General features: G+C 67.0%; 15 protein-coding genes and 1 tRNA gene. 12 read left to right on the top strand and 4 right to left on the bottom strand.

The genetic code is table 11. The features are described 5' to 3' along the window. Positions 1-568: 568 nt before the first annotated feature. Complete coding sequence (locus E3O47_RS12520) at positions 569-1,405, bottom strand: PIG-L family deacetylase (protein ID WP_166785392.1); 837 nt, start codon at positions 1,403-1,405, stop codon at positions 569-571. Continuing rightward, positions 1,402-2,673 carry a glycosyltransferase gene (locus E3O47_RS12515; protein WP_241985986.1) on the bottom strand — a complete coding sequence of 424 codons (1,272 nt, stop codon included), beginning with the start codon at positions 2,671-2,673 and terminating at the stop codon, positions 1,402-1,404. Before E3O47_RS12515 ends, E3O47_RS12520 begins: the two co-directional genes overlap by 4 nt. Before the next feature lie 207 nt (positions 2,674-2,880). On the opposite strand from E3O47_RS12515, the gene E3O47_RS12510 reads away from it, so the two are divergent. Genes E3O47_RS12510 through der form a run of 7 tightly spaced genes read left to right on the top strand, consistent with a single transcriptional unit; the run spans position 2,881 to position 9,282 of the window. Beyond that, on the top strand, positions 2,881-3,768 hold the full coding sequence (locus tag E3O47_RS12510; protein WP_233191344.1) for a ParA family protein: 888 nt from the start codon (positions 2,881-2,883) through the stop codon (positions 3,766-3,768). Beyond that, positions 3,752-4,561, top strand: coding sequence for a ScpA family protein (locus tag E3O47_RS12505; protein WP_134373093.1), 810 nt, complete (start codon positions 3,752-3,754; stop codon positions 4,559-4,561). The genes E3O47_RS12510 and E3O47_RS12505 overlap by 17 nt, the downstream gene beginning before the upstream one ends. Continuing rightward, complete coding sequence (locus tag E3O47_RS12500; protein ID WP_134420735.1) at positions 4,551-5,183, top strand: SMC-Scp complex subunit ScpB; 633 nt, start codon at positions 4,551-4,553, stop codon at positions 5,181-5,183. Before E3O47_RS12505 ends, E3O47_RS12500 begins: the two co-directional genes overlap by 11 nt. Further along, a complete protein-coding gene (locus E3O47_RS12495; protein ID WP_104100394.1) occupies positions 5,180-5,977 on the top strand; it encodes a pseudouridine synthase in 798 nt (265 codons plus the stop codon). Before E3O47_RS12500 ends, E3O47_RS12495 begins: the two co-directional genes overlap by 4 nt. A 19-nt stretch (positions 5,978-5,996) precedes the next feature. After that, positions 5,997-7,079, top strand: a complete 1,083-nt coding sequence (locus tag E3O47_RS12490; RefSeq protein ID WP_134420733.1) for a prephenate dehydrogenase — start codon at positions 5,997-5,999, stop codon at positions 7,077-7,079. 2 nt (positions 7,080-7,081) lie between these two features. Next, positions 7,082-7,768, top strand: coding sequence for a (d)CMP kinase (cmk, locus tag E3O47_RS12485; RefSeq protein WP_104100396.1), 687 nt, complete (start codon positions 7,082-7,084; stop codon positions 7,766-7,768). After that, on the top strand, positions 7,765-9,282 hold the full coding sequence (gene der, locus E3O47_RS12480; RefSeq protein WP_134420731.1) for a ribosome biogenesis GTPase Der: 1,518 nt from the start codon (positions 7,765-7,767) through the stop codon (positions 9,280-9,282). Before cmk ends, der begins: the two co-directional genes overlap by 4 nt. Before the next feature lie 38 nt (positions 9,283-9,320). Here the strand turns inward: der and E3O47_RS12475 are convergent, their stop codons facing one another. Then, positions 9,321-9,821 carry a hypothetical protein gene (locus tag E3O47_RS12475; protein ID WP_134420729.1) on the bottom strand — a complete coding sequence of 167 codons (501 nt, stop codon included), beginning with the start codon at positions 9,819-9,821 and terminating at the stop codon, positions 9,321-9,323. A gap of 174 nt (positions 9,822-9,995) precedes the next feature. Between E3O47_RS12475 and E3O47_RS12470 the strand changes: the two genes are divergently transcribed. From E3O47_RS12470 to E3O47_RS12460, 3 genes are all read left to right on the top strand, one after another. Continuing rightward, a tRNA-Pro gene (locus tag E3O47_RS12470) sits at positions 9,996-10,072 on the top strand. 178 nt (positions 10,073-10,250) lie between these two features. Beyond that, positions 10,251-10,508: a helix-turn-helix domain-containing protein gene (locus tag E3O47_RS12465; protein WP_241986197.1), complete on the top strand. Its 258-nt coding sequence runs from the start codon at positions 10,251-10,253 to the stop codon at positions 10,506-10,508. A 6-nt stretch (positions 10,509-10,514) separates the two neighbouring features. Next, positions 10,515-11,702, top strand: a complete 1,188-nt coding sequence (locus tag E3O47_RS12460) for a tyrosine-type recombinase/integrase (protein ID WP_134420727.1) — start codon at positions 10,515-10,517, stop codon at positions 11,700-11,702. Between the two features lie 397 nt (positions 11,703-12,099). Here the strand turns inward: E3O47_RS12460 and E3O47_RS12455 are convergent, their stop codons facing one another. After that, positions 12,100-12,870, bottom strand: a complete 771-nt coding sequence (locus E3O47_RS12455) for a hypothetical protein (protein WP_134420725.1) — start codon at positions 12,868-12,870, stop codon at positions 12,100-12,102. Positions 12,871-13,279: 409 nt separating this feature from the next. On the opposite strand from E3O47_RS12455, the gene E3O47_RS16265 reads away from it, so the two are divergent. Together E3O47_RS16265 and E3O47_RS12445 are read left to right on the top strand one after the other, a co-directional pair. Further along, positions 13,280-13,498 carry a hypothetical protein gene (locus E3O47_RS16265; RefSeq protein WP_198418032.1) on the top strand — a complete coding sequence of 73 codons (219 nt, stop codon included), beginning with the start codon at positions 13,280-13,282 and terminating at the stop codon, positions 13,496-13,498. 442 nt (positions 13,499-13,940) lie between these two features. Next, positions 13,941-14,681, top strand: a complete 741-nt coding sequence (locus E3O47_RS12445; protein WP_134420723.1) for a hypothetical protein — start codon at positions 13,941-13,943, stop codon at positions 14,679-14,681. Positions 14,682-15,133: the final 452 nt, after the last annotated feature.

Raw genomic sequence — 15,133 nt, 5'->3', positions numbered from 1 at the left:
CGAGAGCCGCCCACGCTCGCGGCTGCGGCGGCCCGGCCGGTGGTTGAGCCTCCCGAAACTTGGTGACCTGGCCCTCGAACCCGCCCATCGGCATCCGTCACCGTCGCTAGCTTCGGAGTTTTTCGGAACCCGCCGGTCGAGCGGCCACCGAATGCGGCGTGTCGCGATTATCCCCGAGGTTACGTGACGCCGGCTGTCGAGAGCTGCCCCCGCTCTGGGCTGCGGCGGCCCCGCCGGTCCGGGATGCGTAGCCAAACCCCGCCTAACTGTTGCCGTTCCGGACAACTGTTGCCCGCGTACCGGCAACAATTGTCCGGAACGGCAACAGTTGCGGCCGGGTCCGCCGCGCGGGGCATCCGTCACCCGCGTCGTCACCCGTCGGAGTCTCGGCGCCCTCCCTGGCATAACTCCTGCAATTTGGCTGCCGGGAGCCGGTTCCACCGTGTTTTCGGGCCTATTCCGCAGGATTTGCAGGAGTTATGCACGAGGGGCTACACACCAGGCCGGCGGCTGACCAGCGGAAGCCAGTGCAGATCCCGCAGACGGGCGCAGGTCGGTGCGGCCGACCTCAGAGCAGGCGCAGCCCCACCACAGTGATGATCGGCTCGCGCTGCCCGCCGGAGTGCACGATGTGGCCACCGCCCTCGTCGACGGTGAGCTGGCTCGCGTGGCAGCGCAGGGCAGCCGTGACCGTCGCGAGGTGCGCCGACAGGTCGAACCACTCGGCCGCACCCGCACCCGCACCCGCACCCGCACCCGCACCCGCACCCGCAACACCCGCACCCGCACCCGCAACACCCGCACCCGCACCCGATGTGGCTCCATCCACCCCCACCTGCACCACCTCGGCAAACGCGACCCCCGCCGCCCGGCTGCCGGCCAGCGCCGCCTCATGCATGCGCACGTGATCCGGATGCCCGTACCCGCCACCGTTGTCGTAGCTGATCACGAGGGCAGGCCGAAGCTGCCCGATCAGCGCGGCCACATCCGCGGTCACTTCGGCCAGGGGCGCCCGCACCAGGGCGTCGCCGTCGATGTCGTCGGCCGGCCCGGCCAGCCCCGGACGAATCCAGGTCATGCCCGAGTCCCGGTACGCGCGCGGCGCGAGGCCCGCGGCGCGCGCGGGCGGCGTGCCCAGCCAGAACCGATCCGCGAAACCGATGCCGAGGGCCGCCGCGGCGCAGGCGAGCTCCCGCTCGCGTTCCCGGGTGAGCGCATCCGTGCCCTCGAGCACCGACAGCGGCCCGCGCACGACCTCGCCTTGCTCGCCGCGCGTGGCGGTCAGCAACGACACCCGGATGCCCCGGGCCGCCATTTCCGCAATCAGCGCACCCGTCGCAATGGTTTCGTCATCGGGATGAGCGTGCACGAACAGAACAGTGGGAACACCGTCCAGCAGACTCACGCGCTGAGCAGCGAGGGGCGGCGGTCGCCGGCACCGGGGCGCACCAGCGACCGGTACACGGTCACGAGGCCTTCTGCCGACCGCGGCCAGTCCAGGTGCTCGGCCCGCTCGCGCGCGGCGAGCGACAGACGCCGGGCGAACGCGGGGTTCGAGAGAATCTGCGTGAGCGCGCCGGCCCAGACCTTCGGATCGCGCGAGTCCAGCACCACGCCGGTGTCGCCGTCGAGCACCGCCTCGCGCAGTCCGCCGGCCGCCGCGGCGACGACGGGAACACCGCTCGCGGCCGCTTCCAGCGCCACGAGCCCATACGTTTCAGAGTGCGAGGGTACGAGCACGACCCGGGCGCCGCTCAGCAGCAGGGCCAGGTCCACGCGGGACTGCGGACCCACGAAACGCACGTTGCGTTCGATTCCGTGCCGGGCCGCGAGGGACCGAAGCTCGTCGATATAGCCGTCGTAGTCGGCTGACGCGTCGCCGGCGATCACGAGTTCGGGCCGGATCGGCTCCGGCACGGCCGCGATCGCCTCGATCGCGAGGTCGAGGCCCTTCAGCGGCTGCAGGCGCCCCGCGACGATCGCGTACCCGCGGATGTCGATCGGTCCAGAAAGTTCGGCAGCCCCGACCGCGGCGGCACCGACACTCCGGATGTCCGTGGGCCGGAACAGAATCCCGTCCACCCCCGGCAGCACGATCGAGATGCGCTCGGGCGCACCGCCGAGCCGCTTCACGATGGTGTCGGCCTCGGACTCGCTGATTGCGACCAGGGCATCGGACTCCTGCGCCAGCCAGGCCTCGCCGGCCATGCGCCCGGGGGACTCGGGGCGTTCGCCGGCCGACAACGGCGTCGACGCGTCGGCCGCGATGCTGTGGAAGCTCTGCACGTGCGGGATGCCCCGGCGGCGCGCGAGCGGGAGCGCCGCCATACCCGAGAACCAATGGTGCGAGTGGATGACGTCGTAGGGTCCCAGCGCATCCATCTGCACGCGGAACGCCTCGATGAACTCCTCGTGGTCGCCCTTCGGCACGGGACGGGCCGGTCCGGCCTCGAGAAAGCGGAGCGTCACCCCGGGGCTCAACTGCATCGTCTTCGACACGGGGGAGGAGCGACGGGTGAGGATATCGACGTGGTGGCCGGCGGAGGCGAGGGCCTCCGCCTGGTGCCGCACGACCACGTTCATGCCCCCGGCGTCGCCCGAGCCCGGCTCAGCTCCCGGGGACGTGTGCAGGCAAACGAGCGCGATTCGGAGGGGCGTAAATGGCTGAGGCACCTCAAAATCTTAACGCAAGAGCCTGTGACTCACCCGGTTCCACAGATCAGAGACCGATGACGGACCGATGACAGGCCGATGACAGGCCGAGACACGCCGGATTCACGCGGCAGACCTGCGGTTTTCGGCGATCCGTGCCGCAACATGCCCGATCCGATCGCTACAGTGGGGACAGTGACAGGTGTAAGACGGATCGAGGGCATCTCAGTGGCGCGCAAGCAGGATGACCGGACACGACTTTCCGGTTTAGACGAGGTACCGGTCGGTGCGACCGGTCGACCCAAGCGCGACTTCGACGAACCCGCGGTTCTGCCCAGTCATGGCCCGGCGCGCATCATTTCGCTGTGCAACCAGAAGGGCGGCGTCGGCAAGACGACGACCACCATCAACCTGGGTGCCGCCCTCGCCGGCTACGGCCGCCGCGTGCTGGCCATCGACTTCGACCCGCAAGGCGCCCTCTCCGCCGGTCTCGGTGTGCCCACCCACGACGTCACCACCATCTACGACTTGCTGCTGAGCGGCTCGGTCAGCCCGCACGACGCCATCCAGAAGACGTCGGTGCACAACCTCGACATCATCCCGGCCAACATCGACCTGTCCGCCGCGGAGGTGCACCTCGTCAACGAGGTCGCCCGCGAGCAGATCCTGGCCCGCGTGCTGCGCAAGATCTCCGGCGACTACGACGTCATCCTGATCGACTGCCAGCCGTCGCTGGGTATCCTCACCGTCAACGCGCTCACGGCCAGCCACGGCGTGCTCATTCCGCTCGAGTGCGAGTTTTTCGCCCTCCGCGGTGTGGCGCTCCTGATCGAGACCATCGACAAGGTGCGTGACCGGCTCAACCCGGCCATCGAACTCGACGGCATCCTGGCCACCATGTTCGACTCCCGCACCCTGCACTCCCGCGAGGTGCTCGAGAGGGTCGTCGACGCGTTCGGCGACAGTGTGCTCGAGACGGTCATCGGCCGCACGGTCAAGTTCCCCGACGCGAGCGTCGCCGGCGTCCCGATCACCGAATTCGCACCCGAGCACGCGGCCGCCAAGGCCTACAAGCAGGCGGCGCGGGAACTGATCCAGCGTGGCGCCGTCGCCTGACGCAGACGCACCGAAGTCGTTTTCGGTCGCCCTCGGCAACTTCGAGGGTCCGTTCGACCTGCTCCTGTCCCTGATCGGCAAGCACGAACTCGACATCACCGAGATCTCCCTGAGCCGGGTCACCGACGAGTTTATCGCCTACCTGCGCGGCCTCGACCAGGACGAAGAGCTCGACCAGGCCACCGAATTCCTGGTGGTCGCTGCCACCCTGCTCGACCTCAAGGTCGTCGGGCTGCTGCCGCAGGGTGAGCTTGTCGACGCCGAAGACGTGGCTCTGCTCGAGGCCCGCGACCTGCTGTTCGCCCGGCTATTGCAGTACCGGGCCTTCAAGAGCGCGAGCGCCTGGTTCCAGGGCCGGCTCGACGCCGAGTCCACCCGGCACGTGCGGGCGGTGCGGCTGGAGGAGAAATTCCGCCGCCAGACTCCCGAGCTGGTCTGGACTCTCTCCCTCGGCGACTTCGCCGCCCTGGCCGCCCTCGCACTCACCCCGCGGGTTCTGCCCGGCGTGGGGCTCGACCACCTGCACGCGCCGCTGGTCAGCATCCGTGAACAGGCGGCCTACGTGGTACGGATGCTGCGCGCCGCCGACACGCTCACGTTCCGCGAGCTGATCGTGGGCGCCGAGGTGAAGGGCGTCGTGATCGCCCGTTTCCTGGCCGTGCTCGAGCTGTACCGCCTCGACGCCATCTCTTTCGACCAGCTCGTGCCGCTCGGCGACCTCAGCCTGCACTGGAGTGCCGAGACCTGGACCGATGACACCCTCGCCAACCTCGGAGCCGACTATGAGCATTGACACGACTATGAGCAGTGACACCGCCCCCGGATCAGGGAACACAGAAAACACAGAGGGCACGGATGCCCCGCGCCCCCCGCTCGAGCGCACCCTCGAGGCCATCCTGATGGTCGCCGACGAACCGCAGGGGCTGCTGCAGCTCGCCGCGGCCGTCGACGCCACGCTGGGCGAGGTGCGCGCATCCGTCGCCCGGCTCGTGGCCGACTTCGACGGCCTCGCCGGCACCGTGCGCCGCGGCTTCGAGCTGCGCGAGGTGGCCGGCGGCTGGCGCATCTACGTGCGGCCCGAGCACGATGTGACCGTGGCCGACTTCGTGGTCACCCAGAACCCGAGCCGGCTTTCGCAGGCGGCCCTGGAGACCCTCGCCGTGATCGCCTACAAGCAACCGATCAGCCGCGGGGCTGTAGCCTCGATTCGTGCCGTTAATGTGGATTCGGTCGTGCGCACACTGCTCGGCCGCGGTCTGATCACCGAAGCGTTCACCGACAGTGAGACCGGTGCGATCAATTACGGCACCACAGACCTTCTGCTAGCCCAGCTCGGAATCAACTCGCTCGACGAGTTGCCATACCTATCGCCGTTGCTCAATGACGGCGCGAACGGATTTGAGGAATTGTCATGACAACCGACAACCAGGGGATTCAGGGGACACCCACCAATCTCGAGGCCGCCGCCGACGGCGTGCGCCTGCAGAAGGTCATGGCCTCCGCGGGCGTCGCGTCCCGACGGGTCTCCGAGGAGATGATCGCCGCCGGCCGCGTGCGCGTGAACGGCAAGGTCGTCACCGAACTGGGCCGCCGGATCCACCCCGACTCCGACCTGATCATGGTCGACAACGTCGCCGTGCAGCTGGACACCAGCCGCCGCTACGTGATGCTGAACAAGCCCGTCGGCGTCGTCTCGTCGATGCAGGACGAGAGTGGACGCCCCGACCTGCGCGAGTTCACCGACCAGTTCGAGGAGCGCCTGTTCAACGTGGGCCGCCTCGACGCGATGACGAGCGGCCTGCTGATCCTGACCAACGACGGCGATCTCGCGCACGTGCTCGCGCATCCGTCGTTCGGGGTCTTGAAGACCTACATCGCCAAGGTCGAGGGCCGCGTGTCGGCGCAGACCATCCAGCTGCTGCAGAGCGGCATCGAACTCGACGACGGGCCCATCTCCGCCGACAAGGCGCGCATCCTGACCAGCCCTCCCGGCGACGGCTTCAGCCTGGTCGAGCTCACCCTGCACTCCGGCCGCAACCGCATCGTGCGCCGCATGATGGAGTCCGTCGGCCACCCCGTCGTCGACCTCGTGCGCCGCCAGTTCGGCCCGCTGCACCTCGGCACGCTGCGCGTGGGCGCCGTGCGCGACCTGACCAAGGTCGAACTCGGGCAGCTGCTCACCGTGTCGCGGGCCGAAACCAAGATCTAGGCCCAGGTCAGGAGTTCCAGTGGTTGAATCTCGCCTGATCGGGCCCGTGCGCGTCGTGGGCACCGGCCTGCTTGGCACCAGCATCGGCCTGGGCCTCCGCGCGCGCGGCATCGACGTCATCCTCGCCGACGCGTCGCCGACCAACCTCAGCATCGCCGTCGACTACGGCGCCGGCCGCGCCGCCACTGCCGGCGACCTGCCGCAGCTGATCGTGGTGTGCGTGCCGCCCGACGTGACGGCCGAGATCGTCGCGCGCGAGCTGGCCGCCCACCCGCAGGCGATCGTGACGGATGTCGCGAGCGTCAAGCTCGCCCCGCTGCAGGAGTTGCGCGCACTGGGGGCCGACGTGTCCCGCTACATCGGCGGTCACCCGATGGCCGGCCGCGAACGCGGGGGACCCCTTGCCGGCCGCGCCGACCTCTTCGTCGGCCGCCCCTGGGTGGTGGCCGCGCACGACGCGATCAGCTACCAGCAGGCCACCGCGATCGACGACCTGATCCTCGACCTCGGCGCGATCCTGGTCGAGATGAGCCCCGAGGAGCACGACAGTGCGGTGGCGCTCATTTCCCATGTGCCGCAGGTCGTCTCCACGATCATGGCGCGCCGGTTGACGGATGCCACCGGCTCGGCCCTGAACCTCGCCGGCCAGGGTCTGCGCGACGTGACCCGCATCGCGGCCAGCGACCCCGAGCTGTGGGTGCAGATCCTCGGCGCGAACGCCGAACCCGTGCGGGACATCCTGCTGGCCTACCGCGACGACCTCGACCGCTTCATCGACGCCTTGGAAGCCCCCGCCGCACCGGGCGCGCGCCGCAAGGTGGCCGAGGAACTCGCCGGCGGCAACGCCGGGGTGGCCCGCCTGCCCGGCAAGCACGGCCAGGACCGCCGCTTCGTGTCGCTGAGCGTGATGGTCGACGACACCCCCGGGCAGCTTGCCCGACTCCTCAACGAGGTCGGCGAGGTCGGGGTCAACCTCGAAGACCTCCGCCTCGAGCACTCACCGGGCGCCCAACTGGGCCTGGCCGAAATTTCTGTACTCCCTGAGGCCGTTGGTCGCCTCACCGAAGAGCTGGCCGCCCGCGGCTGGCGGATTGCTGGTTAATCATGGGTCGTCACTCAAGCCCCCACATCGTCGCCATCGACGGGCCGGCCGGCAGCGGCAAGTCCAGCGTCAGCCGCGCCGCCGCCAGGCGCATCGGCTTCGACTACCTCGACACGGGCGCCGCGTACCGGGCCTTCGCCTGGTTCGTCAGCGACCGGGGCATCGACCCGGAGCACACCGACGCCGTCGTGGCCGCCCTGGGCGACTTCGACTACTCCATCGGCATCGCCCCCGACGAGCACGTCGTTCGGGTCGGCCGGGCGGATGTCACCGACGCGATCCGCGACCCCGCCGTCTCCGCCATCGTCAGCTCCGTGGCCCGCATCCCGGAGGTGCGCACGCACCTGACGGAGCTGTTTCGCGCCATCGCGGCAAGCTCCAAGCGCACCGGAATCGTGATCGAGGGCCGGGACATCACCACCGTGGTCGCTCCCACCGCCGAGATCCGCATACTGCTCACGGCTTCCGAGGAGGCTAGAATGGCTAGGCGCTCTGCGGAAATATCGACCCAATCGGCTGAAACCGTGGCGGAGCAGCTGCGATCGAGGGATCGCGCTGACTCACAGGTTGTCGAATTCATGAGCGCCGCAGACGGTGTGACCACCGTCGACTCCACCCATCTCGACTTCGAACAGACCATTGACGCGGTCCTCGACGTCATCAATACCTACCGCGAGGCCATCGCATGACCAACAACAACGACTTCGACGACACGATCCCCGACCCCGACACCGAACTGGTGACGCGCCTGGACGATCTCGATGACGACCTGGTGACGCAGCGCGCCGCCGCCCTCCGCACCGGATTGAACGAGTACGACCTCGCGGACGAGGACTTCGACGTTCTTGACACGGTGACGGAAGACCCCGACGCCATCCAGTACCTGCCGGCCCTGCCGGTCATCGCCATCGTCGGCCGCCCGAACGTGGGCAAGTCCGCGCTCGTGAACCGCATCCTCGGCCGCCGCGAGGCCGTCGTGGAGGACACCCCCGGCGTGACCCGCGACCGCGTGACGTATAAGGGTGAATGGCACGAACGCCGCTTCAGCCTCGTCGATACCGGCGGCTGGGAGCCCGACGCCAAGGGCATCGACGCCTCCGTCGCCGCGCAGGCCGAACTGGCTATCGAACTCTGCGACGTCGTCATGTTCGTCGTCGACGCCAACGTGGGACCGACCTCCACCGACGAGGCCGTCGTGCGCCTGCTGCGCAAGGCCGGCAAGCCCGTCTTCCTCGTCGCCAACAAGGTCGACGACATCCGCCAGGAGCCGGAAGCCGCGAGCCTCTGGGCGCTCGGCCTCGGCCAGCCCTGGCCCGTCTCGGCCCTGCACGGCCGCGGCGTCGCCGACCTGCTCGACGCGCTCCTCGAGGAACTCCCGGAGATCTCGGCCGTCGCCAAGCAGGAAGTCGGCGGACCACGCCGCGTCGCGATCCTCGGCCGACCGAACGTGGGCAAGTCGAGCCTTCTGAACAAGGTCGTCGGCGAGGAGCGCGTTGTCGTCAACGAGCTCGCCGGCACCACGCGCGACCCCGTCGACGAGCAGGTCGAGCTCGGCGGCAGGGTATGGCGCTTCGTCGACACGGCCGGCATCCGTCGTCGTGTGCATCTCTCCCAGGGAGCCGACTTCTACGCCTCGCTGCGCACCAGCGCCGCTCTCGAAAAGGCCGAGGTAGCCGTGGTCCTGATCGACGTGACCGAGGTGATCAGCGAGCAGGACGTGCGCGTGATCGACCTGGTGCTCGAATCCGGCCGCGCCCTCGTGCTGGCCTTCAACAAGTGGGACCAGATCGACGACGACCGTCGCCGCTACCTCGAGCGTGAGATCGAGCAGGACCTGGCGCACGTTTCCTGGGCGCCGCGGGTGAACATCTCGGCCAAGACCGGCCGCCACATGGAGAAGCTCGTTCCGGCCCTCGAGACCGCTCTCGAAGCCTGGGACACCCGCATCGCCACCGGCAAGTTCAACGCGTTCCTCGCCGAGCTGGCCGCGTCGCACCCGCACCCCGTGCGCAGCGGCAAGCAGCCCCGCATCCTGTTCGGCACCCAGGCCTCCAGCCGCCCGCCGACCTTCGTCATCTTCACCACCGGGTTCCTCGACCCGGGCTACCGTCGCTACATCCAGCGCCGCCTGCGCGAGGTTTACGGCTTCGAGGGAAGCCCGATCAACATCAGCATGCGCGTGCGCGAGAAGCGCAAGCGCTAGCCGCTCCGCGCGTCACAAGGCCCCGTCCGGGAGATGTCTCATCTCCCGGACGGGGCCTTTTCGGTTGTCTGAGCCACCAGCTCCATCACGACCCGGCCTTTCCGCACCCGCGCCACGGGCCTGGGCGACAGCCGCTCACAGCCGCGCCGCCGCAACTCCGCGCCGCCGATTCCGACCCGCACCACGAAGCACGTGACCGGCCACACGGATGCGTCGTCAGGCTTCTGCCGTCTGCCCACGGTGACCACCTTCGCCCGTTGCAGCCGCGAATACGCCGGCTTCGGCTCGACCGCGCACCAACCGACCGGCTCTCCGTCAAGAAACGCGATGACGCCCGGCCCGGGCGCGCTGGCCTGCACCTGCTCCCGCAGCATCCCGGCGCACGCTTGCGCTGTAGCGTTCTGGAACTCCCGGTTCGGTAGCTTGAAGTACTGGCACCAGCATCGTGCCGCGTCGTCGCGGGTGGCGAACACCTGGCTCACGTCTTCCCGCAGCACGGATGCGGCGGCTTCGATCCTGATCTCGCTGTCTGCCGGCATGCGCTCACGCTCCGCCCGCGCCGTCGCTGTGCCACTGCATCGGTCGCCCGTGCTCGGTTCAGCACCGCGACTTTCCCTCCGCGGCCCAGACGGTGCGCGAGTGGTTCCCAGACGCGGTAAGATATTCAAGTTGTCTCCTGCTGATTCTGTTCGTTGGAATCGGTGCAGGAGCGGCGGGCTGTGGCGCAGCTTGGTAGCGCACTTGACTGGGGGTCAAGGGGTCGCAGGTTCAAATCCTGTCAGCCCGACCAAATGTCCCGGAAACTCAAGGGTTTCCGGGACATTTTTGGTTAAGAGATTTGATGTTCCCATCACTACCCCATCACTTTCAGCCCATTTTCGCCGTTTTGCCGGCCCTGTCGTTCGGGGCGCTGAGGTTGGTTTCGGTTCCTCCCGATCGTCCGGGATTCTCGTGCACACCTTCCGGGTATGAGCATTCACAACGAGAACCCGACCTCTTCCCCCACCGACGACTGGGGCCTGGAGCCCCTGATGGACGTCCACGAACTGGCCTCATACCTGGGCATCCCGATCTCCACCGTCTACGACTGGCGGGTGCACGGCAAGGGCCCGACCGCGTACCGGTTCGGCAAACACCTCAAGTTCGCCATCTCCGACGTGCGGGCCTGGATCGCCCAGCAGCGGGACCCCTCCTCCAGCCCTCCGAGGCGCCCCGATCGGCGGTGAGCTGAGATGCCCCGGCAACGGCTGACGATCGGCACCTTCGGCGACATCAGCACCCGCCAGATGCCGAACGGACGCTACGAGGCGCGAACCCGCTACCGCGACTGGGACGGCCACGCGCGCCTAGTGCAAGGCACCGGCGCCACCGCCAAGGCCGCCGAACGGGCATTGAAGGCCAAGCTTGCCGACCGGGACCTGTTCCAACCCGCCGACACGTCCCTCACCCCGGACAGCCTGTTCAGGGACCTGGTGACGTATTGGTTGGAGGACATCGACCTGGAGGACCGGATATCGAGGACCACCCGCAACTTGTACGAGCGCAACATGCGCACCCTCGTCTCACCCTCCTTTGATCACCTGGCGCTGCGGGAGATCGGTGTGGCCCGGTGTGACAAGTTCATCAAGCAACTCGCGAAGATCTCCTACAACCGCGCCAAACAGGCCCGGGTCGTGCTGCGGCTCGCCCTGGAGCTGGCGGTGCGGCACGAAGTCCTGCCGCGGAACCCAATGGACCACGTCGCCCGCCTCCACCGCGAGCCGCACGTCCCCGCCGCACTCATGGCGCCGGAGGTCAACGTAATCCGCGCCGCGATCGCCCAGTGGGAGAGCGCCGCCGACCACACTTCGGGCCCCAAGCCCGACGGCCAGCTCGGCGCGATGATCGAGGTGATGCTCGGCACCTCCGCCCGAATCGGCGAGGTTCTCGCCATCCGCCGCCGAGACGTCGACATCACCAGCCCCGTGCCGTCCATCCGCCTGGCCGGCACCATTGTCAGCCGCAAGGGGGAGCAGACCTTCCGGCAGGACCACCCCAAGACTGCCAAGTCCACCCGCGTTGTCGCCATCCCCACCTTCACCTCCGACGCGGTCCGCCGGCGGCTCGCCAAAGTCGGGAGCATGGGCCTGGATGACCTGCTGTTCCAGTCCCGGGACGGCACACCGCTGACCACGGCGAACGTGCGCCGACAACTCCGACAGGTACTCGAGGGCGCCGGCATCAACGGGGTTACCCCGCACATGTTCCGCCGCACCGTCGCGACCGCGGTCAACACCAACGCCAGCATCGAACTCGCCGCAGAACTGCTCGGCCACACCGACACCAGGGTCACGGTCATGCACTACATCCAACGCAGCGAACTGGTGAACCCGGCCACCGCCGCGCTCCTCGACCGGGCGTTCGCGAAAGATGACGACTGATCACGGTGCTGCCACGGTGGCAGCACCGCACCATCTGGGTTTTCGCTTCTTCAACCTGAATCTGTGGCCCGAGCGCCGCAGCTTTCCTGACCGTGCGTTCGCGATGGATGCTGACTTTTCAGGGTGCCGCCACGGTGGCGGCGCCGTGCCATCTGGGGTTTTGTAGTTCAGACGCAAATCTCACTTCGTCGTCCGCCAACGAGGTTTCGTGGGATTGCGCCTGTCCGCGGTGGTGCCGCAGCGGCCACACCGTGCCATCTGGAGTTTTACCGAAAGCCCGAGAATCAGGTCGTCGATGCAAACGTGCGGGCCTGCTCAGAACTACCTTCCATTTTGCGCCGACGATCGAGCGTTTGCAATCGTCCTATGCGGAAGGACATCCGCAACTTCACGCCAGTCATCCTGAGTGGCTGTCATTCTCGTTGGGCGCGCTCCCGTCTGCGCTCAACCTGCCCATCTCGTCTTGCTGTTCGGTCGTGAGGTCCGCCTCAACCGCGAGGATCAGCGCTTGCTCTGCCTCCGCGCCGAGCTGATGCTCGGCGAGCAGCGCCCTCGCGGCGGCCAGGTCGGGGGCCGCGTCCGCCCCCGTTCGCGCTCTGAGTTCCGCGCGGTAAAGCAGCGCCTCGAACACCTCGATGGGCGGCGCGTCGGGGTGTCGGGCAAGCCCGGCGTCGAGGACGGCGATCGCCTGGGCTTCGTCGCCGCGCGAGTCACCCTGCCGGGCGGCGACGTCGACCACCCGGAGGAGGCCGGAGCGCCGTTCTGCAGGGTCGTTCTCCGATGATCCGTGACGGTAGAAGCGGAGCCAGTTTCCCCCTACATCCACGACCGAGAACCCGGTCGCGGTGCCGGCCTTCCGCCGCGGGGGGAGCAGGCGTGGGATGCCCTTGATCGGGACCTGGCCGAATCGTTCTCGCAGTCCGGCCTTGAACGCCTCGTGGCGCTCACCGGGATCTGCGACGGTGATGATGGCGCTGGCGTACGAGGTCGCCGGGTCGAAGCCGTCCATGGCGAACAGGTGGATCGCAATGTCGTCCAGCTCCACCACCGCACAGGCATAGGGGCGTCGTTGCTCGAAGGTGACGGTGAAGCCGAGCGCGGTATAGAACACGAGTGCGTCGTCTAGATCTGCACAGGGCAGCACCGGGAATGTTCGTTCGCCGGTCATTCGATCGCCCCCAGGGCTTCGTAGCAGGGGATCGACTCGTCGAGCAGATTGAAGGGCGGGAAGGGGACTGGGAGTGGGCGTAGCATCACGAGTTCTCTGTGGGGTTGTGACGTTATCGGCAAAGGTGGCGGGAGCAGGAAGACCGCGATGAGCAGGGCCGGCAGATGAGCGCCAGAAGCGGCCCGTTTTCGGTCAGTTGGGCCTCACCGCCGGGCCGATACTGCCGAGGAGTTTGCGGAGATCAGGCGTCCCTAAAGCTGGCCAGTCCGCTCGACACTCTCAATACTGCGTCGGAAACCGAGCGTACGCAATCGACCCACCGCGAGGTGGAAGGACTAGCCTCTCGCCATGGACAGCAAGGAGATCGGCAAGAGCGAACTTCAGGATTCGGCCGTAGGCTCGGCCCAGGGTGACCCCGCTTTGGACACTGCCGGAAGCCATGACCGGCCGGGCCAGGCCCGCGAAAGCGGCCGTCGGCGACAAACCGGTCTTCGCCTACATCGCTAGCCTCCCGCAGCCGCAGCGCGGCATCGCCGAAGCAGTCGACGCTTTGGCGGCCAAGAGGCTGCCCAACCTCCAGCGCTCCGTGAAATGGGGCACGACGTACTATGGCGTCGGCGGCGGGTGATGCATGACCTGCGGCGGCTTTGCCGGCCACGTCAGGCTCATGTTCATCAATGGTGCGACGCTCGAACCGGTACTGCCGGTGACGCCGGTGGGGATGGGCAAGTCGACACGGGGTGTGGAGCTCGAGTCTGCGGGTGACCTCGACGAACGTCAGATCTCGACGTGGATGAAACAGGTCGCGTCCGTGCCAGGTGTCGGGGCAAGCAACGTTGAACTCGGGGCATTCCGCCGAGGCGAGCGGTCGCCGGGAAAGTCAGCTGTACCAGATCATGTCGACCAACGACCCTCCATCATGTACAGCTCAAGGTGAAGTAATTCGTGGCAAACGTGCGCTGGTGGCGTCTCCGACAGGCTGCAATGTCGCAAGGGCACGATAGTGCCCGCCAGAACTGATTGGACTCATTCAAAGTATCCAACCGCCCACCTTCTCGTTCAATGTCAGTGTGAACGAACAGAATGACTACATGAGCAAACACCACTCAGCCATTGGGCACTCACCCTCGTCGACCCTTACTGATCGCCTCAACGACGGGCGTCTTGAAGTCCCAACTGCCGTTTACGCCAACAGACTCGGACGAGAGATCGTGATCATCGGGGTGAAGCACTACGCGTCAAGTCAGTTCTGGACAAATCTTTCCGTTCAGCTCACTGCGCTTGATGGGAAGACGGCTATTCATTTCGAACAGCCAATTCGTGAGCTAGTGCCGCGGCGTCTTAGAGTCAAGTCCCGCGTCGGCAGGAGCCTCGACCGGTCTCAGCACAGGATTTGGACTGCAGCTGGCTGCGAGTTTCAATTCGACGCGCTGTCAATTGGCCCCAATTGGGAGAATCACGACGTCCCCGTCGCAAGAACGCTTTCTGCCATTCACATAGGACCGCTGATCATTGCAGCTGTCATGTCGTTGCTATTAAGCCTCAACCAGAACGTTGCCAGAGCTTACGGACGATCTCAGGTTAGGCAATTACACACGGATGCCGGAAAGAACTTTCCGATGTGGATGGTGATGAGGCCAAGCGTGATTCTCCGAGAACGGAACTCGGTTGCTGCGCGCGCCGCGCTCGCCGCTAGCAATGATGTAGTGATGATCTGGGGCCACGCGCATCTTCCGGGAATCGGGAAACTGTTGGAACGCGGCGGATTTGTCTTGACGCGTGTCAACTGGAATCAAGTATTCGCCGCGTAGCTCCGTCAGGACGCTTAGCCGTCAGTCTCTAACGTGCTCGGCTGGATGCGATCATCCGCAATCCGCGGCCCGCCACATCGGATCATTTTGAGATTCTTCGGCGGGCTAGGGGCACCATCGCCCAACGTGACTCCGTGGCCAAAACGGCGGTAAGTTAAACACCAGACGTAGTCCGACGGGCTAGGCCTGGGTATGCGGTTGGAAGTTCGACTCTTCCGTGGGCCGCTGTAGTTGCTTTTCTTGTTTGCTGCTTCTCATTTCTTGCCCCAATTGTTTCGAGACTCAAGAACTCGAATCCGCAGAGAAATAACGGAACGGCTCAGAAGGGAGCATTCATGAAATCTGTCGTGGGCGCTATCGCGCTTGCTCTTACCAATGTGGGCTACAGCGTCTCAGGCACGGTGCTCTATGAGCTGGCCACCCAGACCTAGCCTTTCGGAAACGTCCGCCCG

The sequence above is a fragment of the Cryobacterium sp. TMT2-17-1 genome, assembly GCF_004402765.1.
Classification (GTDB): Bacteria; Actinomycetota; Actinomycetes; order Actinomycetales; family Microbacteriaceae; genus Cryobacterium; species Cryobacterium sandaracinum.
Note: the sequence above shows the minus strand (reverse complement) of the source record. Positions and strands in the feature narration are given on the sequence as shown.

Bases quoted from the DNA above. Each gene is read 5' to 3' on its own strand.
- E3O47_RS12500 (WP_134420735.1), top strand. From the start codon at position 4,551: ATGAGCATTGACACGACTATGAGCAGTGACACCGCCCCCGGATCAGGG.
- E3O47_RS12495 (WP_104100394.1), top strand. From the start codon at position 5,180: ATGACAACCGACAACCAGGGGATTCAGGGGACACCCACCAATCTCGAG.
- E3O47_RS12455 (WP_134420725.1), bottom strand. From the start codon at position 12,870: ATGACCGGCGAACGAACATTCCCGGTGCTGCCCTGTGCAGATCTAGAC.
- cmk (WP_104100396.1), top strand. From the start codon at position 7,082: ATGGGTCGTCACTCAAGCCCCCACATCGTCGCCATCGACGGGCCGGCC.
- E3O47_RS12465 (WP_241986197.1), top strand. From the start codon at position 10,251: ATGAGCATTCACAACGAGAACCCGACCTCTTCCCCCACCGACGACTGG.
- E3O47_RS12460 (WP_134420727.1), top strand. From the start codon at position 10,515: ATGCCCCGGCAACGGCTGACGATCGGCACCTTCGGCGACATCAGCACC.
- E3O47_RS12475 (WP_134420729.1), bottom strand. From the start codon at position 9,821: ATGCCGGCAGACAGCGAGATCAGGATCGAAGCCGCCGCATCCGTGCTG.
- der (WP_134420731.1), top strand. From the start codon at position 7,765: ATGACCAACAACAACGACTTCGACGACACGATCCCCGACCCCGACACC.